This is a genomic window from Polaromonas sp. OV174, assembly GCF_900112285.1.
Taxonomy (GTDB): domain Bacteria; phylum Pseudomonadota; class Gammaproteobacteria; order Burkholderiales; family Burkholderiaceae_C; genus Polaromonas.
In genome coordinates, this window is sequence record NZ_FOKZ01000014.1 from 97094 (window position 1) to 123503 (window position 26410).

The following is a 26410-nucleotide window of genomic DNA, read 5'->3' on the forward strand; positions in this document are numbered from 1 at the left end:
CTTCACACCTACCGGCTTTAGGTCAAGCCAGGGGTTTTCAGCGTCACCATGAACTCCTTGTCCAAAAGCTCGGCAGGCGGGATCAGATTCCCCAGCGCATCGCAAAACTGATTGACCGTTTCGAGGTACTGCTTTTTCATCAGAACAACCCATGCATTCAAATGGACTGGAGGGGTAGGGTGGCTATCCCTGCACGTGTACCTTTTGTCAAAGGAATCGAGGCCGTCTCGCAACGTCGACAGTCGAACGCGGAGAATGGTGATGGTTCGGGGGAACGGTGAGTTGGCACAGCGCAGTTTGCCGATTTTTTCTGACATGTAGCGCAGGTCGGAGCGGCGGATTTTCACGCAGGTCTCGGTGTCGCCATCGTCCTTTTTCACGACGAAGTAGCCTTTGCCAAAATAGTCGATTTCGTAATCAATGCTTGTGAATGGAGAATTTTCATTCATGATATTTGTCCTTAAATGAGTGCTTCAACTGCGGTTGCAGATGGCACCAATTTTTAAATTGGCTCACCGCGCCGGTTGGCGCTGCAGCGGCTGTCATGAGGTCTTTGGCGTCACTGCTATTGGTGGCCTTTCAAAGTTACTTTCTTGTTTTCAGTCCGCTCGACCGTTGCCGTGGAATAACCGGAGGGCGTGCCATTGCTGCCAGGGGCCTGAGCGCCAGTCAGTTCGCGCAGCACATCACCCAGGTCACGGGCTACCAAGTCCTCTGCGCCGGCAGTCGGCACTGGCATCGAGAAAATGGATAGGTTCGGGCTTGGCTTTGCGGTCGCACTTTCGACTTCCACGCCCAGCAGGTGGTCACCCTTCAATGGGCTCCGCACGCTCGGGCTACTCTGGCTACCGAAACGAACGAGATGGCCGACCAAGCTGGTAGCGTCACGGTTCAGCTGTTTGCACCAGGCCAGGTCAGCATGGATGGCAAGGGATTTCAGGAAGTTCAGCAGGGCGGCGGCTTCGAGGCAGTCGTTGGTTCGCACGGATTGCTGTACTGGACTGACAACATCAGTCGCGGCTACCTCTGCAAACTTCCCCTCAACCATCCCCTCCCTATAGGGGGAGTGGAGGATTTCGGCGTTGAAATTCTCCGTTTTCGATGTTTTTGACGTTTTCGGCGGATTTCGACGTTTCAGGCTTTCCATAAAAAACCCTCGCTCAAACCCAGCGCACCACGTTTGACCAACCCTGCGATTGCCGCTTTGGCGCGTGACGTTCGTTTGTCGCTGGAGCAGGGCAGCAGGGCAGCGCCGGTTATCACGGCGGTCTCCAGTGCAATGCACGGATGCCCCTTCGGCGCGCCGGAATAGTCTGTCGAGCCTGCCTTGAACAGTGGAAGCAGCGCATCAAAAACCAGTCGCTGATTTCCACCCTGGGGCAGCTTCACGGCGGACACCGACTTGGCAGCGGAGTCGCTGAGCACCACGCACGACGTCATCGGGTCGCCATGGGCGTCATTGCCCAGCGTTTCAATCTTCAGCGTGAAAGGATGAATATCGCCATCCCGACCGTCCTTGCTTTTGGCGACTTTCCATTCACGGCGCTGGCCCTTGCGCGAGACCTCCACGGCCGCATCGAGAGCAGCGTAGAGCGAACTGTGGCCGCGCATGCCGGCAGCCGTATTTTTTCCGGTATGGTGAGCCAGCACCACCAGCCCCTTGGTGAGGTTTTGCAGTTCCTTGGCACGGCTCAAAATCTCGCCCATGTCCTTGGAGCTGTTTTCATCGGCCATCGGCGCGGCCCGGTTCAAGGTGTCGATGATCAGCACGGCGCCAGGCGGCACCACGGCGGCCAGGTCGGCCACGTCTTGCGGCTTTGTCAATTGGAACGGCTGCAGCACCAGATGCAGGTCAGCAGGCAAGGCGCGGCCATGGTGCTGTTCCCAGGCGGCCGCTCGCAGCTTGAAGCCGGCTTCACCTTCCAGGGCGCAATAGACCACTGGCGCGGCCTTGGTCTGGTGGCTGAACCATGGGCGGCCTTCGGCAATGGCAGCGGCCATGTCGAAAAGAAGGAACGATTTACCACAGCCACTGGGACCAAATACGGCCGCCAGCCCCATTTCGGGCAGCACGCCCTGCACGCTCCAGGCCAGCGGCGGCAGGTCGCGCAGGTCACTGGCACCCAGCAGCTTGTAGCGCGGCGCAGGCTGGGGCGGCTCGCTGGCAGACGCCAGCAGCACGGTCAGTGCGGCCAGCCCATCGCGCTGCGCCAGGTCGTTGACGTCGCTGTTGTTCGCCCAGCCCTCGGGCATGTTAACCACGGCAGCGCCGACCTCCATCGCAATCGTGGCGGCAGCGTGTTCCTTGCCGACATCGGGCATCAACACCAGGCGGGCGCCCGGGTCACGCTGGCGCAGGTCAGTGGCGACCTTGCGAACGCGGCCCCAGCCAAAGCACACTACGGCGGCCTGTCCGCTTGCCTGCCAGCAGCTCCAGGCGGCACCGATGCCTTCCACGAGGTAAGCGACGCCACCGGGCACCAGCTCGCCCACGGTATAAAAGCCTTCCATGATGTGGTTGGGCAGATTCAATTTACCGGACATGCCTTTGGACTTGAGTCGGGCGGCCACCTCGTGCGAAGTGATGAATTGCTGGCTCGATGCCGTGCCATCCGCACGCAGCACCGGCACCACCAGCGCGCCCGCCATCGACTCGCCGCCGATGCGAAGCGCATCACCATCGGGCAGCACGAGCAGCCCGTCCAGCGGCACGCCAGCAGCACCTTTTGCGACGATGTAGGGATGCCCGTCAGTAGCGGCTAGGCAGCGGCTGAGCACCTCGGCAGCGTTCATGCCTGGGGCCGGCTCCACGGCCTGTTGCAAGGCTGGGGTGGCTACCGACTGCGGCTTGCCGGCACATTGGCGACCCTCGCATTGAGCTGCCATCATGAACAAGGTGCCAGGGCCGATACCCTTGCCAGGCTTGAAGCTGTTCCAGGTAGCGCGGGCCGCGCGTTCGTCGTAGTTGTCAGCGCCGGCGCTCCAGTCGTTAAAGGCGGCAAAATCAATGCCGACCGCATGGGCCGCCATGCCAACTCTCACCCAGTCGGGACGAGGTAGGCTGGGCGGAATCGAATAAAGCGCCTCAAGGGCGCGGTCGAGCTCCTTAGGCATAACCGTCCTCCGAAAACAGGTCGCCCTGATTAGGGTTGAACTTGGCGGCAGCGCGGTCCGCGTTGCGCTTGGTTGCCTTCGCCTTTGCCTCGGGAGCCTTCTTGCGCAGCTTGGCCCTGGCCTCTTTCACACTTTGGCAAAACTCGTGGGCGCCGTTTTCGAAAGCGAGGCCAATCGTTGCAGGGTCTAGGTAGTAAGAGGAAATTTCAGTCACGCGGCCGTCATTGGTGCCCACCTCCTTCTCGTCAGATTTGATAGGCCAGCCATTTTTTCGGAGAGTATGGATAGGCGATGAAAGGCGTGTGGTGCTGGCGATGAAAACGGCCTCCATACCCGTCAAAAATTCGCCATTGAGAATGCGGGAAAGAACCTCAGCAATAATGGTGTTACGACGTTTCGGGAAAGTTCCAATCGTTGGTGTTTTTGCTATAAAATTTGTGGTGTTATCTGTGTTTTTCTTGGCGGGTCGGTCGTTTGCGTCGTCCGGCCCGTTGCCTTTTGTGGCGCTCATTATTTGACGTCCACAAAAAGCGGTTGCAGTAGGAGTGCACCCAGTGGCGCAAAATTGGCGTAAGGCAAAAAGTGCCAAGCCAGAGAAGTAACGTGGGCCATCAGTTCTTGCGTGAAATCAAGGACTTTGAAGACCAGGTGTTGGTCGCGGTTCATTACGACACCTCCCGCGATTCAATCCAGGAGTCGATTGAGTCCGACTTCCAGCCCACAGCCTTAGCGGTCAACTTGACGGGCTTAGGGAAAAGGTTTTTTGCCATCAGCGCGTAAATTGAGCTACGGCTCAAGCCCGTACGCGCCTCCACCTGTTTGCGTCGCAGAATTGCGAGTGCGGTTTGAAGTTGGGCAGTCATGGTTACTACTTTTCGTAAAAACCTCTAACAGCACAGGCCAGAGGTCTAGTAATAATCCAAGGGCGTTTAAGGATTGAGCGGGAACATCGAGGATTGCTAAAACCTAGCATTGACGCGGGGTTGCAGAGCTTTTTTGCTGCTCGCCCAAACGCCCAATTGGACGCGCCCAAACGCCCAACGCCCGAATGTCAAGTTACTTGCGGTTTTGAATCTCAAAACTGTCAGCAAGCCACAAGCGCATCGAGAGGTTTATCTAGCGGCATCCCTTTGTGCGTGTCTGGCTCCGGTCGGACGCTCGCAGAATGTTGTGCCGGTAGGTCACATGTAGCGTTTGGTCCGTGCCTTGCCGCAGTCCCTCGGGCTCGATTCTGCGGCTGGACCTCACTTTTTACCGCCATGGATGGCCGTCGCCACTGCCGGCTCGGTGTAAGCGCCGCAGGACGCCCTTGTGTAGCCGGCCTTACGCTCCAGCTCCGTAGGCGTCTCGCGCGGCCTGCCCAGCAGCTCACAGCCGAGCAGCAGCCCATCGCCAAGGGCATACGTTCCATCCACGCCAAGGGTAGGCAGAAATACGGCTGGGTGCCAAAAAGTTAAATCATCTCTACAGCATCAAGTCGGGCGCGTGTCTGAATATGGCGAAGGTGACCGTAGTGCTTGTCTATCATGGTGGTAGAGGTACCAGCCAGCCGCGCCACCAGGAATGTGTCCACCCCTCCGGCAATCATTTCGCTGATGGCCACATGGCGAAGCGTGTACATCACGACTTCATCAGGTAGTTTTGCGGCCTTTACCGCGTTCTTGAATCTTTTTTTCCAGCTATCTTTATTCCATCGATTGCCAAAAGAATCAGTCAGCAGCGGAGCGGATGGAAGCTTGTTTTGTGCTTGAATTTTCAAAAACTCAATGGCCGTGGTGGACAGCGTGACCAAGCGTCTCCCTGTTTTTCCGGTAAGGGTTAACGTGCCTTGCTCTTTGTTGAGGTCACCCACATTCGCGTTCGCTATCTCACCCGGTCGTAAAGCAGTCAGTAAGAGAGTTCTGACCAGTGCGGCCAATTGAATATCGCAATGGGCGAGTAGGACGGCTCGCTCTGGCGAAGTCAGGTCGCCCGTGCGGCGCTTGCTGGCCTTAGGGTAGGGGGTAACCGTCTTCCAGCCGGCGTCTGTCAGGATGAGCCGGTCTTTCAAGGCGAGATTTAATGCGGCTTTTACTGCGGCCAGATTACGATTGGCCGTGTTTTTCGAGCGGCGCATATCGTCTTCATCGCCGTCCTCATTCAGTTGAGCCACGAGCCATTCACGCAGGTGGTTGGTACGCAGCTTGTCCAGTGGCATGGCCCCAATGGGTTTGCCATGCACAAGGCGGTTGAAGCGCCCTTCCACATCAGCGGCACTGGCCTTACTATTTTCGGTTTTTTTGTGTGTTACCCAGGTGTTACATACTTCGTCCACAGTGATGGCTTTATGGGTTATCCCCATATCCACAGCCCCCGCCCATGCTTCAGTGAGCCGCACGGCCTCTTCATATCCCGACAGAGTGCCAAGGGAGCGAAACTCATAGCTTTTTGTACCCTCCTTCAACCTTCGGGCTATCCAAGTACCCGTTCCCTCATCGGCGCGACGGTAGCCAACATACAGACCGATTCTTAGGCAGTGGAAGTAGGGATTGCGACGGGGCTTAAGGGCGTCTCGTGCGGAGGTGCTTTTGAGATTGACTGCCATGGTTACCTTGCCTGAGTTTGGTACGCAACTAAGTACGCAACTATTGTATGGCACATAGTGGAATGTGCAGGTATTAAATCATATATAAATCAACTACTTATGATGTTTAATGGAACGTTGTGGATCATTGTTCCGGCATTCACACTGCAGGGGTCGCAAGTTCGAAACTTGCACCGCCCACCAGAATTTAGAAGAATCAAAAAAGCCAAGTCATATGACTTGGCTTTTTTGTTGGCCGACTAGCTTTTACCGCCTTTTATTTCCTGCGGCCTTGCGGCCGCAGGAAATACCTAGACAAAGATCAAAGTACCTCGCTGGCGAAATCCGCCAGGCGTGAGCGCTCACCGCGAGCCAGCGTGATGTGCCCGCCGTGCGGCCAGCCTTTGAAGCGGTCCACGGCAAAGGTCATGCCCGAAGAGCCTTCGGTGAGGTAGGGCGTGTCAATTTGCGCCAGATTGCCCATGCAAACAATTTTGGTGCCCGGGCCGGCGCGCGTGATGAGTGTCTTCATCTGTTTGGGCGTCAGATTTTGCGCCTCATCGATGATCACGTACTTGTTGAGAAAGGTGCGGCCGCGCATGAAGTTCATGCTCTTGACCTTGATGCGCGAGCGGATCAGCTCATTGGTTGCGGCGCGCCCCCACTCGCCTGAGCCGCTGTCGGTCTTGCCCAGAACTTCCAGGTTGTCGTCCAGCGCACCCATCCAGGGGCCCATTTTTTCTTCTTCGGTACCGGGCAGGAAGCCTATGTCTTCGCCAACAGACACAGTGGCGCGCGTCATGATGATTTCGGTGTAGCGCCTGTCGTCGAGTACCTGGGTCAGGCCGCTGGCCAGGGCCATCAAGGTTTTTCCGGTGCCGGCCGTGCCGGCCAAGGTGACGAAGTCCACTTCCGGGTCCATGAGCAGGTTCATCGCGAAATTTTGCTCGCGGTTGCGCATGGTCACGCCCCAGACGGCATTTTTCAGGTGGGTGTAATCCTTGAGGGTTTTCAGGACCGCCGTTTTTGCCTGTATTTCCGTGACACGGGCATACAGCGGCGGCTCGCCCGGTGCTTCAAAAAAGACGAACTGGTTGATCAGCAAGCTACCGACAATGGGGCCCGCAATGCGATAGAAGGTGTGGCTGCCTTGCTGCCAGCTTTCTATGGTTTTGCTCTGGCGCGTCCAGAAGTCTGTGGGCAGGGCCAGTGCGCCCGAGTAAAGCAGGTCGCTGTCTTCCAGTACCTTGTCGTTTTGGTAGTCATCGGTGGGTAGTCCAAGTGCGCGTGCCTTGACGCGCATATTGATGTCCTTGGAGACTAAAACAACCTCGCGCGGCGCGTATTCCTTGCGCAGGGCCTCGACCACGCCCAGGATCTGGTTGTCGGCCTTGCCCTGAGGCAGGCTCATGGGCAGTGTGTAGTCCAGTGGCTTGGTTTGGAAAAACAGGCTGCCGCCGGCCTCGGGGTGACCGGTGGTGTCCAGTTTCAGGCCCTTGGCGATGTCGGCGCCCTGCGCGCCTGCCAGCGCATCGAGTGTGCGGCTGGTCTGCCGGGCGTTGCGGGCCACCTCGGTCATGCCTTTTTTATGGCCGTCGAGCTCCTCAAGCACGATCATGGGCAGAAAGATGTCATGTTCTTCAAAGCGGAACAGGCACATCGGGTCATGCATCAGCACGTTGGTGTCCAGCACAAAGAGCTTGGTGGGGCCTGCATGCTTGGGTTTTTTGGCTTTGACCGCCGGTTTGCTTGGTGCGGCGCTCTCTTTTTTGGCGCTAACCAGGGCTGTCCTTGCGGGGCTGGCAGGCTCTTTTCCTTTGTAGGCCACGGGATGGTTGGCAGCATCGGCGGTGCGGCTGTCAAACAGGTCCAGGACTGGTGGGCTGGGCGCTGCTAGGGTGCTTTCCGTCTTTCGTGCGGCTTTGGATGGCGAGCGGGCAGGCGCATCAAGCGCGCTGGGAGAGAGCAGGGCGGCACGTTTGGTCGGGGCAGGGGGCAGGGGCATGGTGCGTGGAACTCTCTTTATAAAGGTTTCGGAAATAAAAAAGCCGCCTTGAAACCAGGGCGGCTTTTTCTTTTCAGCGCAGTTGCGAAGGTCAACAGCATGAGTTCATTATGCACAACTCATGTGACGGGGCAAGCTGCGCTTGCTAAGTCACCTCAGTTGCGTGATGACTTGCTATCAAGCGGCTTTCTTCAGACCCTTGACGGCTTTCAGTACATCGTCGACATGGCCAGGCACCTTGAGGCCGCGCCACTCTTCCTTTAGCAGGCCATCGGCGCCGACCAAAAAGGTGCTGCGCTCAATGCCCTTGACCTTTTTGCCGTACATGATCTTGTTTTTGACCACGCCGAACATGTGACACATTTTTTCTTCGGTGTCGGCAATCAGCTCGAACGGGAGTTCCAGTTTGGTCTTGAACTCATCGTGCGACTTCATGTTGTCGCGCGATACGCCAAAAACGGTGGCGCCGGCCTTGACGAAATCCTTGTAGCGATCACGAAACTGCATGGCCTCGGTGGTGCAGCCAGGGGTGTTGTCCTTGGGGTAAAAGTACAGCACAACGACATTGCCAAGGTGCGATTGGTTTGAAACTTTGAGGCCACCAGTGGCATTCGCTTCAAATTCGGGGAGTGGTTTATTGACGACGACTGCCATACTGAGTAGACCCTGACGAAAGTAGTTGTAATTAGCCGTGGCCGTTGATACGGACCCCGGGCGGCAAGCCTGGGTTTGGTACCAAGTGCAACCCTAGATTTTACTCTGAAAGAGAAGTTACTTCAGGCTTCTATTCCTTTGTCCTCAATCAGCAGGGCTGCAATCACCTGACGGCCTTCGCCCGCCAGGATGTTGTAGGTGCGGCAAGCCGCCAATGTATCCATGGTCTCAATGCCTATGCGTTGGGCCATCAGCGCACGCAAAAAAGCCGGGTTCGGAAAGCGCAGACGGCTGCCACTGCCGAAAATAACCAGCTCAGGCCGGGTATCGGCGAGCACCGAAAAATGCTCTGCCGTGAGATCTTCAAAGCGCGTGCAATTCCAGGGAAATTTTTCGCCACGCGAGCCGATAACGATGCTGTGCTCGATTTTTTCTGCCACGCCCTTGTTCCCCAAGCCGACCCAGCCGGGGCCGTAGCCGAGGATGGATTGAACATCGAGACGGTCAGGTTGGAGTTTCATGGGGATTGAGTGCGTTGAGAGGACGGGGCAAGGGCGATGCCTAAGCGCTGTGCGCCAGCGAAAATCGCTTTTTATGTGGTCAAATTATAGATTCCGCCCGAATCTCTCGCTGCAGTGCTGATGGCTTACCGTTTGCCCGCTAGCGTGATTGTCGAAATGGTACTTGCCTTCTATCCAAAAAAGCTTCATGAAACCGATCACTAAATCCGCCAAGCTGGCCAATGTGCTCTACGACATCCGTGGCCCCATCATGGACGCGGCCAAGCAGATGGAAGATGAGGGGCAAAAGCTCATCAAGCTCAATATTGGCAATCTGGCGGTGTTCGGTTTCGATGCGCCGGAAGAAGTCCAGCAGGACATGATCCGCAATTTGCCTGCCTCGGCCGGTTACTCCGACAGCAAAGGCATTTTTGCGGCGCGCAAGGCGGTGATGCACGAAACGCAAAAGCAGGGCATCAAGGGCGTGACGCTGGACGACATCTACCTGGGCAACGGCGCCAGCGAACTGATCTCCATGGCGACCAATGCCTTGCTCGACAACGGCGACGAGCTACTGCTGCCTTCACCCGACTACCCGCTCTGGACCGCCTCCGTCAGCCTGGCGGGCGGCACGCCGGTTCACTATGTTTGCGACGAAAACAATGGCTGGATGCCAAACCTGGACGACATCCGCGCCAAGATCACGCCCCGCACCAAGGGCATCGCGGTCATCAACCCCAACAACCCCACGGGCGCGCTGTACTCCGATGAACTGCTCATGGGCATTGTCGAGATTGCCCGCGCGAACAATCTGGTGATCCTGGCCGACGAGGTGTATGACAAGGTGCTGTATGACGGAGTGAAGCACACGGCGCTGGCCAGCCTGTCAAGCGACGTGCTGACGTTGACCTTCAACTCGCTTTCGAAAAGCTACCGATCCTGCGGCTACCGCGCTGGCTGGCTGGTGGTGTCTGGCCCGAAAAAGCAGGCACAGGACTATATCGAAGGCCTGAACATGCTGGCCAACATGAAGCTGTGCTCCAACGTGCCCGGCCAATGGGCGATCCAGACGGCGCTGGGCGGCTACCAGAGCATCAACGACCTGGTGTGCGAGGGCGGCCGTTTGCGTCGTCAGCGCGATCTGGCCTATGAGCTGATCACTGCGATTCCGGGTGTCAGCTGCGTCAAACCGAGCGCGGCGCTTTACATGTTTCCCCGGCTCGATCCGCAGGTGTACCCCATCACGGACGACCGCCAGTTTTTCCTCGAACTGCTCAAGGAAACCAAGGTGATGCTGGTGCAAGGCACCGGCTTCAACTGGGCGGCGCCTGACCACTTCCGCATCGTCTTTTTGCCGCATGAGGAAGACCTTCGCGAGGCGATTAACCGTATTGCCAAGTTTCTTGAAAACTATCGCAACAAGCGGCTCTGATTTTTAATAACCCCGCCCTTTTCTCAGGGCTACAAGCAGTAAAAACGACAGGCAGGACTCCGTGACCATGAAAACGACGACGAATTTGAGCCCCATCAGGGTTGGCCTCTTGGGCCTTGGCACCGTGGGCGGCGGCACCTTTAATGTGCTGCAGCGCAATCAAGAAGAAATTCGCCGTCGTGCCGGCCGCGGCATTGAAATCACCATGGTGGCCGACCTTGACGTGGCGCGCGCCCGGGCTTTGGTGGGCGAGGGCGTTCAGGTGGTCGACGATGCGCGCAAGGTGGTTGCCAGTCCTGACATCGACATCGTGATCGAACTCATAGGCGGCTATGGCATTGCCAAGGCGCTGGTGCTCGAAGCCATTGAGTCAGGCAAGCATGTGGTGACGGCCAACAAGGCGCTGCTGGCGGTGCACGGCACGGAAATTTTCGCGGCGGCCCAGCGCAAGGGCGTCATGGTGGCTTTCGAGGCTGCGGTTGCCGGTGGTATTCCCATCATCAAGGCGCTGCGCGAGGGCCTGAGCGCCAACTCCATCCAGTGGATTGCCGGCATCATCAATGGCACGACCAACTTCATCTTGTCCGAGATGCGCGACAAGGGCCTGGACTTTGATGTGGTGCTGAAAGAAGCTCAGCGTCTGGGTTATGCCGAAGCCGACCCGACCTTTGACATTGAAGGCATAGACGCGGCGCACAAGGCTACCTTGATGAGCGCGATTGCCTTTGGCATTCCGGTCCAGTTCGACAAGGCTTATACCGAGGGCATCACGCATCTGGCGGCGCAAGATATCCGCTACGCCGAGCAACTCGGTTATCGCATCAAGCTGCTTGGCATCACCAAGCGCGCTGCCAACGGCATTGAGCTGCGCGTGCATCCCAGCCTGGTGCCGGCCAAGCGCCTGATCGCCAACGTCGAGGGCGCCATGAACGCCGTGGTGGTACATGGCGATGCCGTCGGCACGACCTTGTACTACGGCAAGGGCGCGGGCAGCGAGCCCACCGCCAGCGCCGTGATTGCCGACCTGGTCGATATCACGCGTCTGCACACCGCTGACCCCGGCCATCGTGTGCCGCACCTGGCCTTCCAGCCCGATGCAATGAGCGACCTGGCCATCGTGCCCATGGCTGAAGTGGTGACCAGCTACTACCTGCGCCTGAAGGTGGCCGATGAGGCCGGCGTGCTGGCCAATGTGACTGGCATTCTGGCCCAGAACGGCATCAGCATAGATGCCGTGCTGCAGCGCGAAGCCGATGAAGTGGGCGGTGAAGGCTCCACGCAAACCGACCTCATCATCCTGACGCATGACTGCGTTGAAGCGAAGATGAACCAGGCGCTGGCTCAGATGCAGGCACTGGCTACGGTGCTGGCGCCCATCACCCGCATCCGCAAGGAGGAGCTGGCTTGATGCGTTACCTCTCCACCCGCGGCCACGCAGACCGCAAACAATTTTGCGAAATCCTGCTCGAAGGCCTGGCGCCCGACGGTGGCTTGTACCTGCCCGAGCACTATCCGCAGGTAGACGCTGCGATGCTGACGAAATGGCGCGGCCTGTCTTATGCCGATCTGGCGTTTGAAGTGCTGTCGCTGTACATCGACGACATTCCCGCCGCCGACCTGAAGGCCATTTGCGCCAAGACCTATACCGAAGAGGTGTTCGGTAGCCGCGAAATCGTGCCGCTGAAAAAGCTCGAAGACGGCCTCTACCTCGAAGCCCTGTCCAACGGCCCGACGCTGGCCTTCAAGGACATGGCCATGCAGTTGTTGGGCAACCTGTTCGAGTACGAACTGGCGCGCCGCGGCGAAGAACTCAACATCCTGGGCGCTACCAGTGGCGACACCGGCAGCGCCGCCGAATACGCCATGCGCGGCAAACACGGCGTGCGCGTCTTCATGCTCTCGCCCCAGGGTCGCATGAGCCCCTTCCAGCAGGCACAGATGTTCAGCCTGCAGGATGAAAACATTCACAACATCGCTGTTGAAGGTGTGTTTGACGACTGCCAGGACATCGTCAAGGCGGTGTCCAACGACCTGGACTTCAAGCGCCAATACAAGATAGGCACCGTCAATTCCATCAACTGGGCGCGCCTGATGGCCCAGGTGGTTTACTACTTCGCCGGCTATTTTCAAGCGACGACGTCGAACGCCGAGAAGGTCAGCTTCACCGTGCCCTCGGGCAACTTCGGCAATGTTTGCGCCGGCCATGTGGCGCGCAGCATGGGCTTGCCCATTGCCAAGCTGGTGGTGGCCACCAATGAAAACGACGTGCTCGACGAGTTTTTCCGTACCGGCGTTTACCGCGTGCGCGGCAGTGCCGACACGCATGAAACCTCCAGCCCGTCCATGGACATTTCCAAGGCCTCGAACTTCGAGCGCTTTGTGTTTGACCTGCTGGGCCGTGATGGCCAGAAAACCAAGGCGCTGTTTCACGACCAGCTCGCCAGCCAAGGCCGTTTTGACCTGAGCGCGGACGCTGCCTTCGCATCCGCCGCCCAGCGCTACGGCTTTGTCAGCGGCAAGAGTGTTCACGCCGACCGGCTGGCGACGATTCGTGACACCTGGCAGCGCTTTGCCGCCATGATAGATACGCATACCGCCGACGGCGTGAAAGTGGCGCGCGAGCAGCTTGAGGCCGGCGTGCCCATGATCGTGCTGGAAACCGCTTTGCCCATCAAGTTTGCGGCCACAATTGAAGAGGCGCTGGGCCAGTCGCCCACGCGGCCGGCCAAGTTCGAAGGCCTGGAGGCCTTGCCAAAGCGCGTCAAGCTGCTGCCGGCCGATGTGGCGCTGATCAAGCGTTATATTGCCGAGAATGTGCATTAAATCGAGCTCTAGCCCTTGCTGCATAAGCGCAACAAGCTATTTAATTAATAGCAAATACCTGTTCCTGAGGGCCTACGCATGAAGGTAGTCGGATTTGCCGGGTACTCCGGCTCGGGCAAGACAACGCTGGTGGAAAAGCTGATTCCGGCCCTCAAGCTGCACGGCTTGCGGGTGTCTGTGGTCAAGCATGCCCATCACAGTTTTGACATTGACCTGCCGGGCAAGGACACCCACAGGCACCGCGAGGCCGGTGCCTTCGAGGTGGTGGTGGCCTCGCAAAACCGGCTGGCGCTGATGCGCGAGTTCGAACAGTCTGCCGAGTTGACGGTGCATCAGCTGATTGCCGAGCTGTACGAGGGCGTGGACTGGGTGCTGGTCGAAGGCTTCAAGCACAGCGATCTGCCAAAGATTGAAATCTGGCGTGCTTCGTCCGGTCAGCCCACCCGCTATATGGACGACGAGTTCATCGTCGCCATCGCCACCGACTCGCCCGAACAGTTGCCAGAGGCAACCCTGCGTCCAGTGCTGGATTTGAACAATCCGGACGCCGTGGCCGATTACCTGCTCAACAATCCAGATCGTTTTCGCTATTGCTTTGAAGATCGCCTCGCTTGAGCCGCCTGGCTCAAGCCTCCAACAAGGACTGGTTCGCCATGAAATTCGGTTACACCATTGTTTACGTGCCCGATGTCCAAGCCTCATTGAGTTTCTTCGAGGCCGCTTTTGGCCTGCCGCGCCGTTTCCTGCACGAGTCGGGCAGTTACGGCGAGCTGGAAACCGGAGCCACCACATTGGCTTTTGCTGCCCATGAGCTGGGCCACATGAATTTTCCCGCCGGTCATGTCGCCGCCCACGACTCGCCCCAGCCGTTGGGGATGGAGATCGCCCTGGTCACGCCCGATGTGGTCGCCGCCCACGCAGCCGCCTTGAAGGCCGGCGCGCGCGAGCTCGCCGCCCCGCAACAAAAACCCTGGGGCCAGCTGGTTTCCTATGTCCGCTGCCCCGATGGCACGCTCGTCGAGCTGTGCACACCCGTTTCCAACACCTAGCCATGAGCCTGATACCTACCCCTTCCGCCAGCGCCCGCGCGCCCCTCAAACCGCTTGACCTGGCGCTGACAGAGCTGCTGGCCCATGCCCAGCCCTTGCCGGGCGCCGAAAGCGTTTCCACCTTTGAGGCCGATGGCCGCGTGCTGGCGCAAGATCTGCTGTCCAGCCTGGACGTGCCGGCCCTTGATAACAGTTCCATGGACGGCTACGCCGTGCGTTGTGCCGATTGGGCTGATGCCGACACGCTGTTTCCTGTCAGTCAGCGCATCCCGGCCGGCAGCAGCGGCCATACCTTGGCCGCCGCGAGCGTGGCGCGGATTTTCACCGGTGCCCCGATTCCGCCTGGCGCCGATGCCGTGGTGATGCAGGAAGACTGCGACGTGCTGGACAACGGCATTCGCATCCGGCTCCAGCCCGCGCCCGGGCAGTGGATTCGCCGCCGTGGCGAAGACGTTGCCGCCGCAGCGGTTGTCTTGCAGCGCGGCGAGCGTCTCAGCCCGGCATCGCTGGGGCTGGCCGCCAGCATAGGTTTTGGCCAGCTGCAAGTGGCCCCGCGCGTGCGGGTGGCCTTGTTTTCCACCGGCGACGAACTCGTGATGCCCGGCGATGTGGCCCCTGCCGATATGAAGCCAGGCGCCATCTACAACTCCAACCGTTTCTTCCTGCGGGCCCTGTTGCAGCGCCTGGGCTGCGTGGTGACCGATCTGGGTATAGTGCCCGACCGGCTGGATGCGACCATGGACGCGCTCAGGGGCGCGAGCCAGCAGCACGACCTGATTCTGACCAGCGGCGGTGTTTCGGTCGGCGAAGAAGACCATATCAAGCCAGCCGTTCAGGCGCTGGGCGCGCTCAACCTGTGGCAAATCGCCATCAAGCCGGGCAAACCCTTCGCCTACGGCCAGATTGGTGCAGCGCACTTTATCGGTTTGCCGGGCAATCCGGTGTCCAGCTTCGTCACTTTTTTGCTGTTGGTGCGGCCCTTCCTGCTCAAACTCCAGGGCGTGACCGAGCTTGCTCCTGAATCAATAGCGCTTCCCGCCCATTTCACCTGGCCTAAAGCCGATAAACGTCGTGAATTCTTGCGCGTCAGACAGAATGTGGCGGGTGGGCTGGATTTGTTCGGCAACCAAAGCTCGGGCGTGCTCACCTCAGCCGTCTGGGGCGATGGCCTAGTGGACAACCCGGCCGGCCAAACCATCGCTCACGGCGATACGGTGCGTTTCATTCCCTTCTCGGCCCTCTTGTCATGAAAATCAGTATCAAATACTTCGCCTCCATCCGCGAGGCTATCGGCCAAGGCAGCGAGCTGCGCGATACCGCTGCCACCACGCTGGCCGGCCTGCGCGATGAACTGCTGGCTGCCAGCCCGGCCCATGCCGCCAGCCTGGCGCGCGGCCGGTCGGTGCGCATGGCGCTGAATCAGGTCATGAGCGACGAGGCCGCCGCCCTGAGCGAGGGCTGCGAAGTCGCTTTCTTTCCGCCGGTCACCGGAGGCTAGGCCTCGCTCCCTGGCGGATGTAAAACCCGCTGTGCAGTTGCGCCGCTGCCGAGCTTTGGCTTTAGGTGTCAAGATGAAACGATGGCCCAGGCCAGTCGAAAATCACCCAAAATCCCGATGGTGCGTGTCTAACAAAAGGAGAGTTGATCATGGCTACTGGTACCGTCAGACTTCATCGCGTGCTCCGTGCCAAACCCAACAAGGTCTACCGGGCATTCCTGGACGTGGACGCCATGGCCAAGTGGCTGCCACCCTATGGATTCGTCTGCAAGGTCGAGCATTTGGACGCTCAGGTCGGCGGAACCTTCAAGATGTCCTTCCAGAACTTCTCAACCGGCAACGGACACTCGTTCGGTGGACGCTATTTGGAGCTGGTGCCGGATGAGCTCATTCGCTACACCGACAAGTTCGATGATCCGAATTTGGCTGGCGAACTTCAAGTCACGGTGTCCTTGAAGGCGGTCTCATGTGGAACCGAGATAGCCATTGTGCAAGAAGGCATTCCGGAAGTGATACCGGTTGAAATGTGCTACCTCGGTTGGCAAGAATCGCTGGCCCAGCTTGCCAATCTGGTTGAACCGGACATCCCTGGCTAGCGCCGTGACGCCTGGCGTTTCCATCGAGTGGATCTGCCCCGGCAAGTCGGACTGGGCGCCTCATGTCTAGCCTTGGAACTATGGGTTGACCATGGAAAATTTCCCCAAAGATATCTACACGGAACCCGAGCCGGACGTCAATACGCTCGCCAATTTGGGGCCACTCACCGGGATGGCAGGTATCTGGACCGGCGCGCGTGGCCTCGACATCAACCCCAAGCCTGACGGCCCCGAAAAGCAGGCTTTCATCGAGCACGTGGAGTTGCAGCCTATCGATGCGCAGACCAATGGGCCGCAACTGTTCTACGGACTGCGTTACCACACGCGTATCGTCAAGCCTGATGAGGTCGAAACGTTTCACGATCAGGTCGGCTACTGGCTATGGGAGCCGGCAACGGGCGCCGTGATCCAGACGCTTTCGATACCGCGCGGGCAAGCGGCGATGGCGGTCGGTCGAGCGGCGGCTGACGCGAGAACCTTTCGCCTCCAGGCGGTCCGTGGGTCCGAGACGAATGGGATCGTGTCCAATCCGTTTCTCGAGTACGCATTCAGGACGCAGAGCTATACCATCACGGTGTCTATCAACGCCGATGGGACCTGGTCTTACGAGCAGGACACGGTGTTAATCATCCCGGGGCAATCAGAACCGTTTCACCACACCGATCGCAATACGCTGCGCAAGATCGGTGAGCCCACGCCCAACCCCACGGCGCAAGCGGCAGCAAGGAAATCGGGAAAATCCTAGCCGCATGGACGATGAGTTCGAACATGGCGCTGTCGTGTTTTTCGACTTGCGCCCCTTTGAGGAAAGACGATGAACAGCAAACCGGTGGAGTCCGCGGCATCGGCGCCTGAGCTGATCAGCCAGCGCATCGCCGAGCTGGGCGACTGGCGTGGCAAGCTGCTCGAACGCCTGCGCCAGCTGATCAAGGAGGCGGACCCTGAGATCGTCGAGGAGTGGAAGTGGCGCGGAACGCCGGTCTGGTCCCGCCAGGGAATCGTCTGCACCGGTGAGAGCTACAAGAGCGTGGTCAAGATGACCTTTGCCAAGGGCGCTTCCTTGCAGGACCCGGCCAAGCTGTTCAACGCCAGCCTTGATGGCAAGGTGCGACGGGCGATCGATCTGCGCGAGACCGATGAGTTCGATGAGGCGGCGTTAAAGAGCCTCATTCGGGCGGCCGTCGCGGCCAACATTTTCGCCAAGAAGAAAGGCTAGTGGGCCTTCGCACAACAGATGCCCCATGTGTTCGCCTGAGCCAAGCCCCGGAGCGCGTTAAAGTACATCATTGAACCCGGACCCATCACTTTTTCTATTTGCCCATGAACCCGCTGCGCGTCTCCATTCAAACCTCTGATTTCGACCTTTCCGCCGAGCTGGCGGCCTTGCGCGCGCAGGACAAGCGCGTGGGCGCTGTCTGCAGCTTTGTCGGTACCGTGCGCGACCGCAATGATGGCCTGAGCGTCAGCAGCATGGAGCTGGAGCATTACCCCGGCATGACCGAAAAAGCCATAGAGGCCATGATCGACGAGGCTTGCGTGCGCTTTGATATTTTGGGCGCCCGGGTGATTCATCGAGTCGGGCTGTTGCAGCCGCTGGATCAGGTGGTCATGGTGGCCGTCATCTCGGCCCATCGCGGTGAAAGCTTCAAGGCCTGTGAATTCTTGATGGACTACCTGAAAACCCAGGCGCCATTCTGGAAAAAAGAGCAGACGCCTGAAGGGGTGCGCTGGGTGGATGCCCGTGTCAGCGATGACGCGGCTTTGGCCAGGTGGGGTATCCAGGCGGTGAACGGCTAGCGCCCAAGGGCGCGCCCGAAAAGGCAGTTGCGCGGCCCCATATAGATACGTAAACAGCCGCTCAGTTCAGATATCTGGGCCTGTCCTGAGTCATGGCGCCTTCGGTGTCATCTTCGCCGCTGGTGGGCAGCTTGGTGGCGGAGAGGGCTGGCGGCGTCGCCTCCAGCCAGCGTGATTTATGGAGACTTTGGTGCAATAGCTGCAGCAAGCCATGGCAGAGCTGGGCCTCCATGTTGAGTTGGAAATGACGCGTGCTTTCCTGATTCGGCAGCTTTTCAAACGCTTGCAGGCGCAGCCTGCCATCGTCCATGAGTGTGAGTTTGAGCTCGGTGAGCAGCAGCGGCTCAGCGCTGGACTCCGGGGCATCAGGCGGGGCGGGCTGCTCTTGGTAAGGGGTGTTGAAGTCTGCGGTGCGTATTTGCGCTTCTTTCTCGAAGGCTGCCAGAAGTTGCTCACGCTGATCGGGCAGACTGGTCGTGGCCGCCGTTGCACCCACGACTTTTTTCATCTGATCGCCGTTGCTTTGTTCGAGTACTGGCAAGAGGGCCAAGGCCAGGCGCCGGGTGAGCCAGGCACGAAACTCGCCGCCCTTGTTCTTGCCATTGACACGTATCAGCAAACGATCTTGCTCCACCACGTAGGTGATCGAGATCTGGTGTATGTTCATGCTGATAATTCTAGATGGCACTTGCGGTGGCCTGTCTTGCGGGCCGCCAGAACTCTTGAATAGTCTGGCTTTAGCCCCAGCTTCATAACAATCAATTTGTGAAGGGACATGACATGCGCCAAGACAAACTCACTACTAAATTTCAGGAAGCCCTGAGCGACGCCCAGTCGCTGGCTCTGGGTAATGACAACGGCTATATAGAACCGGCTCACCTGCTGGCCGCCATGCTGCGCCAGGATGACGGTCCGCGCGCCTTGCTGGAGCGGGCCGGCGTCAATGTCGGCGGCCTGATGCAGGCGGCCGATGCCGCCGTCAAGAAGCTGCCCCAGGTACAAGGCCAGGACCAGATCCAGGTCGGCAGCGAACTGGCAAAGCTGCTGCAGGCCACAGAAAAAGAATCCATCAAGCGCAATGACCAGTTCATTGCCGGCGAGCTGTTTCTGCTGGCCGTGGCCGACAGCAAGGCTGACGTGGGCCGCATCGCCCGCGAAAACGGCTTGAGCCGCAAAGCCCTGGAAGCGGCTATTGACGCGGTGCGCGGCGGCCAGAACGTCAACAGCGCCGACGCCGAAGGCCAGCGCGAAGCCCTGAAGAAATACTGCCTCGATATGACCGAGCGCGCGCGCATGGGCAAGCTGGATCCGGTGATAGGCCGCGACGACGAGATACGCCGCGCCATCCAGGTGCTGCAGCGCCGCACCAAGAACAATCCGGTGCTGATAGGCGAACCCGGCGTCGGCAAGACCGCCATCGTCGAAGGCCTGGCCCAGCGCATCGTGGCCGGCGAGGTGCCCGAGTCGCTCAAGGGCAAACGCGTGCTGAGCCTGGACATGGCGGCGCTGCTGGCCGGCGCCAAGTTTCGCGGTGAATTTGAGGAGCGTCTGAAAACCGTGCTCAAGGAGCTGGCGCAGGACGAAGGCCAGACCATCGTCTTCATCGACGAGTTGCACACCATGGTGGGCGCCGGCAAGGCCGAGGGCGCGATGGACGCCGGCAATATGCTCAAGCCCGCGCTGGCACGCGGCGAGCTGCACTGCGTGGGCGCCACCACGCTGGACGAATACCGCAAGTACATCGAAAAAGATGCCGCGCTGGAGCGCCGCTTCCAGAAGATCCTGGTCGGCGAGCCGACGGTCGAGGCGACCATCGCCATCTTGCGCGGGCTGAAGGAAAAGTATGAAGCGCACCACGGTGTGCTGATCACCGACCCGGCCATCGTCGCCGCGGCCGAGTTGAGCCATCGCTACATCACCGACCGCTTCTTGCCAGACAAGGCTATAGACCTGATCGATGAAGCAGCGAGCAAGATCAGCATTGAGCGGGACTCCAAGCCCGAGGTGATGGACAAGCTGGACCGCCGGCTGATCCAGCTGCAGATCGAGCGCGAAGCGGTCAAGCGCGAAAAAGACGAGGCCTCGCAAAAACGCTTTGGCCTGATCGAGGAAGAGATCGTCAAGCTGCAAAAGGAAATCTCCGACCTGGACGAAATCTGGCAGGCTGAAAAAGCCCAGGCGCTCGGCTCCAAGGACGTGATGGAGGAGATAGACCGCATCCGCTTCCAGATCGAAGAGCAAACCCGCAGGGGTGACTTCAACAAGGTTGCCGAGCTGCAATACGGCAAGCTGCCCGAGCTGGAAAAACGGCTCAAGCAGGCGAAAGACAGCGAAGAGCACAAGATCGCTGACAACGCGCCCAAGCTGCTGCGCACCCAGGTCGGCGCCGAGGAAATCGCCGAGGTGGTCAGCCGCGCCACCGGCATTCCTGTGGCCAAGATGCTGCAAGGCGAAAAAGACAAGCTGCTGCAGATGGAGGGCAAGCTGCACGAGCGCGTGGTCGGCCAGGACGAGGCTATTGAAGCCGTGGCCAATGCGATTCGCCGTTCGCGCTCCGGCCTGTCCGACCCGAACCGGCCTACCGGCTCATTCCTCTTCCTGGGCCCCACGGGCGTGGGGAAGACCGAGCTGTGCAAGGCGCTGGCGGGTTTCCTGTTTGACAGCGAGGAGCACTTGGTCCGCGTCGACATGAGCGAGTTCATGGAGAAGCATTCCGTCGCCCGTCTGATAGGCGCGCCGCCTGGCTATGTGGGTTACGAGGAGGGCGGTTATCTGACCGAAGCGGTGCGCCGCAAGCCCTATAGCGTGCTCTTGCTCGACGAGGTGGAAAAAGCCCATCCGGACGTCTTCAACGTGCTGCTGCAGGTGCTGGACGATGGCCGACTGACCGACGGCCAGGGCCGCACCGTGGACTTCAAGAACACGGTGATTGTCATGACCAGCAACATCGGCTCGCCCATCATCCAGTCCATGGTTGGACAGCCTTATGAGGACGTCAAGGAGGCGGTGACGGACGAGTTGAAGAACTATTTCCGGCCCGAGTTCCTGAACCGCATCGACGAGACCGTGGTCTTCCATGCACTGGACGCGAAAAACATCGAGTCGATTGCCCGCATCCAGCTCAAGGTGCTGATGGCACGGCTGGACAGGATGGATCTGACGCTGCAAGTGTCCGAGCCGGCCATTGCCGAGCTGGCCAAGGTGGGCTTCGATCCGGTGTTTGGCGCCAGACCACTGAAGCGGGCCATCCAGCAGCGGATTGAAAACCCGCTGTCCAAGTTGCTGCTGGAAGGGCGTTTCCCGCCCAAGAGCATCATCCCGGTGGATGTGGACCCGATCCGCGAGCCTGGCGTCTTCAAGTTCGAGAAGACGGCACATTAAGGCCGGGCGACTGGCCTGGTCGCTGATTGGGTGTGATGGCGAGAGTGCTATTTAATTGATAGCTTCTCTCGCCCGTCCATAAGAAGCGGTAGGCCTTTTTTGCTTGAGAGATTAAGAAGCCGCAGCCTTTCGCCAGGTTGCGGTTTTTTTAATTGTGACGTTGGCTTGTCTTGAAAACTAGCGTCCCTCAAGCCGGTGCAGGCGTTCCCGCAAGGTCTCCAACTCGTCCAGCAGATCCAGCGCCAGTGCCGCGCCGGCCAGGTTCACGCCCAGGTCGTTTTGCAGGCGCAGCGCCACCTTGGCCCGCTGCATATGCACGCCGGTAAAGCGCCACTGCTCGGGTGGGCTGGCGAAGGCCTCATCGGCCGGGACCAGCACGCCCTCGTTGACCAGTTCCACGATCCAGTCGGTTTGTGCCGAGCAGGCGCGGCACAGGTCGGCCAGACTCAGCTCGGTCTCCTCTTCCAGAATGAGGCCGGTGATTTCCGTCAGTATGAAGTTGGTGCTCATGGCTGGGCTCTCAGTTTGGCGCGTGGCCTGAAGGTTTTGAACTGTGTGGCCATGCTCTCGTAAAACGATTTCGCATCGGCGCTGTCGGCGGCGGGCAGCACAATTTGCAGCACAAAGTAGAAATCACCCGGCGTGCTGCCCGGCAGCCCGCGCCCCTTGAGCCGCAGCTTGCGGCCGCTGGCCGAGCCGGCCGGGATTTTGACTTCAACCGCGCCGGTGGGCGTGGGCGCTTGCACTTCGGCGCCCAGTGCGGCTTCCCAGGGTGAAACCGGCAGCTCCAGATAAACATCGTGCTTGTCCATGCGAAAGAGTGGGTGCGGATTGAACGCCACGTCCAGGTACAAGTCACCCGGTGCCCCTTCGCCCAGGCCGGGTGCGCCCTGGCCAGCCAGGCGTATATGCTGGCCGGCGCGTATGCCCTTGGGAATGTTGAAGGTGATCTGGTGGTCGCGCGGCACCACATGGCCTTGCGCGTCCATCTCGGGCACGCGCAGGCTCACGGTGCGGGTGGCGCCACTGTAGGCGTCTTCCAGGTCGATCTGGATTTTGGCGTGGCGGTCTTCGCCCCGCGCGTGAAAGCCGGCATGCTGGCCGCCGCCGCCCTGTCTTTGTGCGTTGGCAAAGCCCTGGCGGAACAGGGTTTCAAAGAAGTCGCTGTGATCTCCCTCGTCGCCCTGGCCGAAGGTCTGCTCAAAGCCACGGCCGGCGTGTTCGGCGCCGGCATTCCATTGTGGTGGCGGACGGAAATCCTGGCCGGCTTTCCAGTTGGCGCCCAGCTGGTCGTAGGCGGCCCGCTTTTCAGGGTCTTTCAGGACTTCGTAGGCTTCGCCGATTTCCTTGAAGCGGGCTTCGGCATTTTTTTCCTTGCTGACGTCGGGATGGAACTGGCGCGACAGCTTGCGGTAGGCCCGCTTGATGTCCTCAGGCTTTGCCTCGCGTGCCAGACCCATGATTTGGTAGTAGTCCTTGAATTCCATGGAGAACCTTTAGAAGGAAACACACATCAGCGCTAACCATAGCGGGAAATCTTAGCTCTGTGGGCCGGGAATTCACCTCACTTCACGGGGATCACGGTTCCCGCTGGCACCGGCACGGCAGTGACGCTGTTTTGCGGCGAACCTTCAATCACGCGGTCGGAATAGGTCAGGTAGATCAGGGTGTTTCGCTTTTTGTCCACCATGCGCACCACGCGCAGCTTTTTGAAAACCAGGGAAATGCGTTCGTTGAACATTTCTTCCTGCTGATTCAGGGGCGTGGCGGCAAAGCTGATGACGCCGGTCTGGCGGCAGGCAATCGATGCTTCCGACTTGTCTTCGGCCAGGCCAAACGCGCCCTTGAGTCCGCCGGTCTTGGCGCGCGACACATAGCAGGTGATGCCGCTGACCTTGGGGTCGTCATAGGCCTCGACCACGATCTTGTGGTCCGGCCCTATGAACTTGAAGACCGTATCGACCGCGCCCACCTCTTCACCGCCGGCCCGGCCGCAGGCGCTTAGCAGCAAGGTGAGGGCGAAGGCATAGTGCTTCAGGCTGTAGCGTGTGGAATGCGATGAGGTCATTAAAACTCCTTGAAAGTAGCAGGTGTTGTTCGGTGTTGGCAAGTGTTGGCTGGAGGTGCTGGGGTCAGACCCCTAATGTACAAAGCCGCAGCCCCCTATCATCAGGCGATGACTTTGAATCATCCACCGGCCAGCCCGACGCCTTTGCGCCTTCTCTTTGACGCTCAGCATCGCGCCAGCCGCGCGCAGGTCGAGGTGTCGCTCGCCGTGCGGCGTGATCGGCTGCTGCGCATCCAGGTCCTGCTGAACACGCATGGCCAGGCCCTGGCACAGGCGGTGCAGGCCGATTTCGGCGTGCGCTCGCCGCAGCTCACCGAGATTGCCGACCTGTTTGTGCTGCGCACGCTGCTGTCCAGCACGCTGAAAAACCTGCGCCAATGGATGAAGCCGGTGAAGGTGCGCACGCCGCTTTATCTGCAGCCGGCGCGCGCCTATCTGCAGCGTCAGCCGCTGGGCGTGGTCGGCGTGGTTTCGCCCTGGAACTATCCGGTGCAGCTGGCGCTGGGGCCTGTCATCACCGCGCTGGCGGCGGGCAACCGCGTCATGCTCAAGCCCAGCGAGCTGACGCCGCAGACCTCTGCCCTGCTGGCCGAACTGCTGGGCCAGGCCTTTGCCGCCGACGAGTTGTGCGTGGTGCTGGCAGGCGGCGACAATCCGCTGGAATTGGCGGCCGAATTTTCCAGCCTGCCGTTCGACCATCTGTTTTTTACCGGCTCCACCGCCGTGGGCCGCAAGGTGGCCGAAGCCGCCGCCGCCAACCTGACGCCGACCACACTGGAGCTGGGCGGCAAGTCGCCCTGCATCATCGATGCTTCCTGCGACATGGAGCAGGCCGCCATCAAGATCGCCCACGGCAAGCTGCTCAACGCCGGCCAGACCTGTATTGCGCCCGACTACGTGCTGCTGCCCAAGGGCCAGGAGGCCGACTTCGGCGAGGCCTTTGCCCGCGCCGTGGCCAAGCTCTTCCCCAGCATTGCCGGCAACCCCGACTACGCCGCCATCATCAGCCCGCGCCACCATGAGCGTCTGCAGGCCATGCTGGCGCAGGCCGAAGGCGAGGGCGCCCGGCTGCAGCGCATCAACCCGGCGCCCGCCAATGTGGCGGGCGCTTCACGCCAGATGGCGCCGGTGCTGGTGTTCGATGCGCCCAATAGCTCACAGCTGCTGAGCGAGGAAATTTTCGGCCCCATCTTGCCGGTGCTGCCCTATGACTCGCTGGAGCAGGCCATTGATTACATCAATGCCAGGCCGCGCCCCTTGGCTTTGTACTGGTTCGGCAGTGACACCGGCTCGCGTGACCATGTGCTGGCCAACACCGTGAGCGGCGGCGTGACGGTGAACGACACCTTGATGCACATCGCCCACGAAAACCTGCCTTTTGGCGGCGTTGGCGAAAGCGGCTGGGGTTCTTACCACGGTGAAGCCGGCTTTTTGCGGCTGACGCAGCAAAAGCCGGTGCTGCTGCAGTCCAAATGGGCGCGCGGGGATTTGTTTTATCCGCCTTATGGGAAGCGCTTTGATCAGGTTATGGGTTTGCTCAAGCGGCTGCTGTGATCAAGGCGGGCTGGGTCGTGACGGCCCCGAGATTAAGATAGCCGCCTGATGCCAATTTTGGCGCCAAATCACGTGGCCCATCCTGAATGGATGCTTTATGACTACAAGTGTTTTCGTTGAGACGGGGTTCTGGTTGCTGGTGCTGACCACGGTGGCGCTGCCGTTTTCCATGTACGGCATTTTGAGGGCCAGGCGGGTCGTGTCGTCAGAGGCGATGCTGATGCTGGGATTCATCCTGGTTTTGATCGCTGGCGTCGATGTCTATTTGCTGCGCGATCTGTCGGAATTGGCCAGGCACACGCCCTCACTGGCAGACGACGCCGTCTTTTCCTCGGCACTGTCGATAGGTCTCTACCTGTTGCCGGCCATGTTTGCCGGTATCGGCATCAACCTGGTGTCCCATCTGTTACTGCGCCATCTTGCGGTGGCGGAAAAGCAGTTCGACAAAGATCATCCTCGCGCTGATTGATAGATTCCTTTTTTGATAGCGTGTTGCGCCCGTGAATATTGGGCTATAGCCACTTTTTGTTCTGAAAATGACTGGGCGGCTGGCCCATGGCTGCCTTGAACATGGCCGAAAACGCGCTGTCGCTGGCGTAGCCGCTGGCGGCGGCCACCGCGCTGATGCTCAGGCCGCGCGACAGCAGGGGCAGGGCATGGGCCAATATGGCTTGCTGGCGCCACTGCTGGTAGCTCAGCTTGAGCTCGTCGCGAAACAGCCGCGCCACGGTGCGTTCGCTGGCGCCTATGCCGGTGGCCCACTGGGCCAGCGTGGCGCGCTCGGCCGGCGCCCGCAACACCGCTTCACACAGGGCGCGCAGGCGCTTGTCGCCGGTCTGCGGATGGGGCAGGGGCACGCCCAGCGCCTGCGTGTCGGCGTGGGTGATTTCGTCCAGCACCAGGCTGCTGAGCCAATGTTCTCTTGACGTGCCTGGCGCGGGAATGGCGTCCAGCGCATGGATGGATTCGCGCAGCAGCGCCGACATCACCATCACGCGGCAGCCCTGCCAGCCTTCGGGGGTGGCGCTGGCGTCAATGTAAAGCGTGCGGAATTCGGCCGCTTCCAGCACCGTGATGTGGTGGCGCGCCCCCGGGGCAATCCACACCGCCCGCGACGGCGGCACGATGTAGGTGATCTCGTCGGCCTGGCCCTGGCCGCTGTGCTGCGCCGTGACCTGGAGCAGGCCGGTGGCGCAACAGGCCAGCTGCGCCCAGGCGTGCGAATGCGGCTCGAAATGCGTGTCGGCCGGCATGGTGCGGGCGCGCACGCGTACCGGGCGTTGCGGGCTGGGCACAAAGCCCTCGGTGTCGCTCACCGGCATGAAGCGAAGTGGGTGGGTGCGGGCCATGGCGGGTATCAAGAGTCTGGGGTGGAG

At 59.9% G+C, this 26410-nt stretch carries 29 protein-coding genes; 14 read left to right on the forward strand and 15 right to left on the reverse strand.

Annotated features, from left to right (window positions below; all coding sequences use genetic code 11):
- Nucleotides 1–17: 17 nt before the first annotated feature.
- The 10 genes from BM160_RS13780 to BM160_RS13820 form a co-directional block, all read right to left on the reverse strand.
- Nucleotides 18–449 (reverse strand): hypothetical protein, encoded by a 432-nt coding sequence (locus BM160_RS13780; protein WP_092006460.1) that lies wholly within the window; start codon nucleotides 447–449, stop codon nucleotides 18–20.
- Between the two features lie 116 nt (nucleotides 450–565).
- Nucleotides 566–1147 (reverse strand): hypothetical protein, encoded by a 582-nt coding sequence (locus tag BM160_RS13785; protein WP_143093261.1) that lies wholly within the window; start codon nucleotides 1145–1147, stop codon nucleotides 566–568.
- The gene (locus BM160_RS13790; RefSeq protein ID WP_092006466.1) at nucleotides 1135–3114 is read right to left on the reverse strand and encodes an AAA family ATPase; all 1980 of its coding nucleotides are present in this window, start codon (nucleotides 3112–3114) and stop codon (nucleotides 1135–1137) included. The genes BM160_RS13785 and BM160_RS13790 overlap by 13 nt, the downstream gene beginning before the upstream one ends.
- On the reverse strand, nucleotides 3107–3625 hold the full coding sequence (locus tag BM160_RS13795) for a hypothetical protein (protein ID WP_143093262.1): 519 nt from the start codon (nucleotides 3623–3625) through the stop codon (nucleotides 3107–3109). Before BM160_RS13795 ends, BM160_RS13790 begins: the two co-directional genes overlap by 8 nt.
- Nucleotides 3625–3780, reverse strand: coding sequence for a hypothetical protein (locus BM160_RS22640; protein WP_177219024.1), 156 nt, complete (start codon nucleotides 3778–3780; stop codon nucleotides 3625–3627). Before BM160_RS22640 ends, BM160_RS13795 begins: the two co-directional genes overlap by 1 nt.
- Nucleotides 3780–3977 carry a helix-turn-helix transcriptional regulator gene (locus tag BM160_RS13800; protein ID WP_092006472.1) on the reverse strand — a complete coding sequence of 66 codons (198 nt, stop codon included), beginning with the start codon at nucleotides 3975–3977 and terminating at the stop codon, nucleotides 3780–3782. Before BM160_RS13800 ends, BM160_RS22640 begins: the two co-directional genes overlap by 1 nt.
- Nucleotides 3978–4567: 590 nt before the next feature.
- Nucleotides 4568–5698, reverse strand: coding sequence for a tyrosine-type recombinase/integrase (locus tag BM160_RS13805; protein WP_092006474.1), 1131 nt, complete (start codon nucleotides 5696–5698; stop codon nucleotides 4568–4570).
- Nucleotides 5699–5999: 301 nt separating this feature from the next.
- Nucleotides 6000–7682, reverse strand: a complete 1683-nt coding sequence (locus BM160_RS13810) for a PhoH family protein (RefSeq protein ID WP_092006477.1) — start codon at nucleotides 7680–7682, stop codon at nucleotides 6000–6002.
- 177 nt (nucleotides 7683–7859) lie between these two features.
- The gene (locus BM160_RS13815) at nucleotides 7860–8336 is read right to left on the reverse strand and encodes a peroxiredoxin (protein ID WP_092006480.1); all 477 of its coding nucleotides are present in this window, start codon (nucleotides 8334–8336) and stop codon (nucleotides 7860–7862) included.
- Between the two features lie 122 nt (nucleotides 8337–8458).
- Nucleotides 8459–8857 carry an Mth938-like domain-containing protein gene (locus BM160_RS13820; protein WP_092006483.1) on the reverse strand — a complete coding sequence of 133 codons (399 nt, stop codon included), beginning with the start codon at nucleotides 8855–8857 and terminating at the stop codon, nucleotides 8459–8461.
- A gap of 187 nt (nucleotides 8858–9044) precedes the next feature.
- On the opposite strand from BM160_RS13820, the gene BM160_RS13825 reads away from it, so the two are divergent.
- The 11 genes from BM160_RS13825 to BM160_RS13875 all read left to right on the forward strand — a co-directional run bounded on the left by BM160_RS13825 (nucleotide 9045) and on the right by BM160_RS13875 (nucleotide 18031).
- Complete coding sequence (locus BM160_RS13825; RefSeq protein WP_092006486.1) at nucleotides 9045–10268, forward strand: pyridoxal phosphate-dependent aminotransferase; 1224 nt, start codon at nucleotides 9045–9047, stop codon at nucleotides 10266–10268.
- Nucleotides 10269–10353: 85 nt separating this feature from the next.
- On the forward strand, nucleotides 10354–11676 hold the full coding sequence (locus BM160_RS13830; RefSeq protein WP_092006489.1) for a homoserine dehydrogenase: 1323 nt from the start codon (nucleotides 10354–10356) through the stop codon (nucleotides 11674–11676).
- Nucleotides 11676–13091 (forward strand): threonine synthase, encoded by a 1416-nt coding sequence (gene thrC, locus BM160_RS13835; protein WP_092006492.1) that lies wholly within the window; start codon nucleotides 11676–11678, stop codon nucleotides 13089–13091. The genes BM160_RS13830 and thrC overlap by 1 nt, the downstream gene beginning before the upstream one ends.
- 78 nt (nucleotides 13092–13169) lie before the next feature.
- The gene (gene mobB, locus BM160_RS13840) at nucleotides 13170–13706 is read left to right on the forward strand and encodes a molybdopterin-guanine dinucleotide biosynthesis protein B (RefSeq protein ID WP_092006495.1); all 537 of its coding nucleotides are present in this window, start codon (nucleotides 13170–13172) and stop codon (nucleotides 13704–13706) included.
- A 38-nt stretch (nucleotides 13707–13744) separates the two neighbouring features.
- Nucleotides 13745–14140: a VOC family protein gene (locus tag BM160_RS13845; RefSeq protein ID WP_092006578.1), complete on the forward strand. Its 396-nt coding sequence runs from the start codon at nucleotides 13745–13747 to the stop codon at nucleotides 14138–14140.
- 2 nt (nucleotides 14141–14142) lie between these two features.
- On the forward strand, nucleotides 14143–15390 hold the full coding sequence (glp, locus tag BM160_RS13850) for a molybdopterin molybdotransferase MoeA (protein ID WP_092006498.1): 1248 nt from the start codon (nucleotides 14143–14145) through the stop codon (nucleotides 15388–15390).
- Nucleotides 15387–15638 carry a MoaD/ThiS family protein gene (locus tag BM160_RS13855; RefSeq protein WP_092006501.1) on the forward strand — a complete coding sequence of 84 codons (252 nt, stop codon included), beginning with the start codon at nucleotides 15387–15389 and terminating at the stop codon, nucleotides 15636–15638. The genes glp and BM160_RS13855 overlap by 4 nt, the downstream gene beginning before the upstream one ends.
- 149 nt (nucleotides 15639–15787) lie before the next feature.
- Nucleotides 15788–16234: an SRPBCC family protein gene (locus tag BM160_RS13860; RefSeq protein WP_092006504.1), complete on the forward strand. Its 447-nt coding sequence runs from the start codon at nucleotides 15788–15790 to the stop codon at nucleotides 16232–16234.
- Between the two features lie 91 nt (nucleotides 16235–16325).
- Nucleotides 16326–16979, forward strand: coding sequence for an FABP family protein (locus BM160_RS13865; RefSeq protein ID WP_092006507.1), 654 nt, complete (start codon nucleotides 16326–16328; stop codon nucleotides 16977–16979).
- A gap of 69 nt (nucleotides 16980–17048) precedes the next feature.
- Nucleotides 17049–17450, forward strand: a complete 402-nt coding sequence (locus BM160_RS13870; protein WP_092006510.1) for a DUF1801 domain-containing protein — start codon at nucleotides 17049–17051, stop codon at nucleotides 17448–17450.
- A gap of 104 nt (nucleotides 17451–17554) precedes the next feature.
- On the forward strand, nucleotides 17555–18031 hold the full coding sequence (locus BM160_RS13875) for a molybdenum cofactor biosynthesis protein MoaE (RefSeq protein WP_092006513.1): 477 nt from the start codon (nucleotides 17555–17557) through the stop codon (nucleotides 18029–18031).
- 61 nt (nucleotides 18032–18092) lie between these two features.
- Here BM160_RS13875 and BM160_RS13880 read toward each other — a convergent pair whose 3' ends face one another.
- Nucleotides 18093–18698: a hypothetical protein gene (locus BM160_RS13880; protein ID WP_092006516.1), complete on the reverse strand. Its 606-nt coding sequence runs from the start codon at nucleotides 18696–18698 to the stop codon at nucleotides 18093–18095.
- A 113-nt stretch (nucleotides 18699–18811) separates the two neighbouring features.
- Between BM160_RS13880 and clpB the strand changes: the two genes are divergently transcribed.
- Nucleotides 18812–21412, forward strand: coding sequence for an ATP-dependent chaperone ClpB (clpB, locus tag BM160_RS13885; RefSeq protein WP_092006519.1), 2601 nt, complete (start codon nucleotides 18812–18814; stop codon nucleotides 21410–21412).
- Between the two features lie 177 nt (nucleotides 21413–21589).
- Here the strand turns inward: clpB and BM160_RS13890 are convergent, their stop codons facing one another.
- The 3 genes from BM160_RS13890 to BM160_RS13900 all read right to left on the reverse strand — a co-directional run bounded on the left by BM160_RS13890 (nucleotide 21590) and on the right by BM160_RS13900 (nucleotide 23480).
- Nucleotides 21590–21922 carry a chaperone modulator CbpM gene (locus tag BM160_RS13890; protein WP_092006522.1) on the reverse strand — a complete coding sequence of 111 codons (333 nt, stop codon included), beginning with the start codon at nucleotides 21920–21922 and terminating at the stop codon, nucleotides 21590–21592.
- On the reverse strand, nucleotides 21919–22899 hold the full coding sequence (locus BM160_RS13895) for a DnaJ C-terminal domain-containing protein (protein ID WP_092006525.1): 981 nt from the start codon (nucleotides 22897–22899) through the stop codon (nucleotides 21919–21921). The genes BM160_RS13890 and BM160_RS13895 overlap by 4 nt, the downstream gene beginning before the upstream one ends.
- A gap of 77 nt (nucleotides 22900–22976) precedes the next feature.
- A complete protein-coding gene (locus tag BM160_RS13900) occupies nucleotides 22977–23480 on the reverse strand; it encodes a CreA family protein (protein ID WP_092006528.1) in 504 nt (167 codons plus the stop codon).
- A gap of 75 nt (nucleotides 23481–23555) precedes the next feature.
- Here BM160_RS13900 and BM160_RS13905 point away from each other — a divergent pair, with 75 nt between their 5' ends.
- Nucleotides 23556–25034, forward strand: coding sequence for a coniferyl aldehyde dehydrogenase (locus tag BM160_RS13905; RefSeq protein WP_092006531.1), 1479 nt, complete (start codon nucleotides 23556–23558; stop codon nucleotides 25032–25034).
- A gap of 97 nt (nucleotides 25035–25131) precedes the next feature.
- Nucleotides 25132–25503: a hypothetical protein gene (locus tag BM160_RS13910; protein WP_092006534.1), complete on the forward strand. Its 372-nt coding sequence runs from the start codon at nucleotides 25132–25134 to the stop codon at nucleotides 25501–25503.
- A gap of 43 nt (nucleotides 25504–25546) precedes the next feature.
- On the opposite strand, the gene BM160_RS13915 is transcribed toward BM160_RS13910, so the two are convergent.
- A complete protein-coding gene (locus tag BM160_RS13915) occupies nucleotides 25547–26383 on the reverse strand; it encodes an AraC family transcriptional regulator (protein WP_255368893.1) in 837 nt (278 codons plus the stop codon).
- Nucleotides 26384–26410: the final 27 nt, after the last annotated feature.

Coding starts and splice junctions, on each gene's coding strand:
- BM160_RS13780 (WP_092006460.1), bottom strand. CDS start 449: ATGAATGAAAATTCTCCATTCACAAGCATTGATTACGAAATCGACTAT.
- BM160_RS13785 (WP_143093261.1), bottom strand. CDS start 1,147: ATGGAAAGCCTGAAACGTCGAAATCCGCCGAAAACGTCAAAAACATCG.
- BM160_RS13790 (WP_092006466.1), bottom strand. CDS start 3,114: ATGCCTAAGGAGCTCGACCGCGCCCTTGAGGCGCTTTATTCGATTCCG.
- BM160_RS13795 (WP_143093262.1), bottom strand. CDS start 3,625: ATGAGCGCCACAAAAGGCAACGGGCCGGACGACGCAAACGACCGACCC.
- BM160_RS22640 (WP_177219024.1), bottom strand. CDS start 3,780: ATGAACCGCGACCAACACCTGGTCTTCAAAGTCCTTGATTTCACGCAA.
- BM160_RS13800 (WP_092006472.1), bottom strand. CDS start 3,977: ATGACTGCCCAACTTCAAACCGCACTCGCAATTCTGCGACGCAAACAG.
- BM160_RS13805 (WP_092006474.1), bottom strand. CDS start 5,698: ATGGCAGTCAATCTCAAAAGCACCTCCGCACGAGACGCCCTTAAGCCC.
- BM160_RS13810 (WP_092006477.1), bottom strand. CDS start 7,682: ATGCCCCTGCCCCCTGCCCCGACCAAACGTGCCGCCCTGCTCTCTCCC.
- BM160_RS13815 (WP_092006480.1), bottom strand. CDS start 8,336: ATGGCAGTCGTCGTCAATAAACCACTCCCCGAATTTGAAGCGAATGCC.
- BM160_RS13820 (WP_092006483.1), bottom strand. CDS start 8,857: ATGAAACTCCAACCTGACCGTCTCGATGTTCAATCCATCCTCGGCTAC.
- BM160_RS13825 (WP_092006486.1), top strand. CDS start 9,045: ATGAAACCGATCACTAAATCCGCCAAGCTGGCCAATGTGCTCTACGAC.
- thrC (WP_092006492.1), top strand. CDS start 11,676: ATGCGTTACCTCTCCACCCGCGGCCACGCAGACCGCAAACAATTTTGC.
- mobB (WP_092006495.1), top strand. CDS start 13,170: ATGAAGGTAGTCGGATTTGCCGGGTACTCCGGCTCGGGCAAGACAACG.
- BM160_RS13845 (WP_092006578.1), top strand. CDS start 13,745: ATGAAATTCGGTTACACCATTGTTTACGTGCCCGATGTCCAAGCCTCA.
- glp (WP_092006498.1), top strand. CDS start 14,143: ATGAGCCTGATACCTACCCCTTCCGCCAGCGCCCGCGCGCCCCTCAAA.
- BM160_RS13855 (WP_092006501.1), top strand. CDS start 15,387: ATGAAAATCAGTATCAAATACTTCGCCTCCATCCGCGAGGCTATCGGC.
- BM160_RS13860 (WP_092006504.1), top strand. CDS start 15,788: ATGGCTACTGGTACCGTCAGACTTCATCGCGTGCTCCGTGCCAAACCC.
- BM160_RS13865 (WP_092006507.1), top strand. CDS start 16,326: ATGGAAAATTTCCCCAAAGATATCTACACGGAACCCGAGCCGGACGTC.
- BM160_RS13870 (WP_092006510.1), top strand. CDS start 17,049: ATGAACAGCAAACCGGTGGAGTCCGCGGCATCGGCGCCTGAGCTGATC.
- BM160_RS13875 (WP_092006513.1), top strand. CDS start 17,555: ATGAACCCGCTGCGCGTCTCCATTCAAACCTCTGATTTCGACCTTTCC.
- BM160_RS13880 (WP_092006516.1), bottom strand. CDS start 18,698: ATGAACATACACCAGATCTCGATCACCTACGTGGTGGAGCAAGATCGT.
- clpB (WP_092006519.1), top strand. CDS start 18,812: ATGCGCCAAGACAAACTCACTACTAAATTTCAGGAAGCCCTGAGCGAC.
- BM160_RS13890 (WP_092006522.1), bottom strand. CDS start 21,922: ATGAGCACCAACTTCATACTGACGGAAATCACCGGCCTCATTCTGGAA.
- BM160_RS13895 (WP_092006525.1), bottom strand. CDS start 22,899: ATGGAATTCAAGGACTACTACCAAATCATGGGTCTGGCACGCGAGGCA.
- BM160_RS13900 (WP_092006528.1), bottom strand. CDS start 23,480: ATGACCTCATCGCATTCCACACGCTACAGCCTGAAGCACTATGCCTTC.
- BM160_RS13905 (WP_092006531.1), top strand. CDS start 23,556: ATGTACAAAGCCGCAGCCCCCTATCATCAGGCGATGACTTTGAATCAT.
- BM160_RS13910 (WP_092006534.1), top strand. CDS start 25,132: ATGACTACAAGTGTTTTCGTTGAGACGGGGTTCTGGTTGCTGGTGCTG.
- BM160_RS13915 (WP_255368893.1), bottom strand. CDS start 26,383: ATGGCCCGCACCCACCCACTTCGCTTCATGCCGGTGAGCGACACCGAG.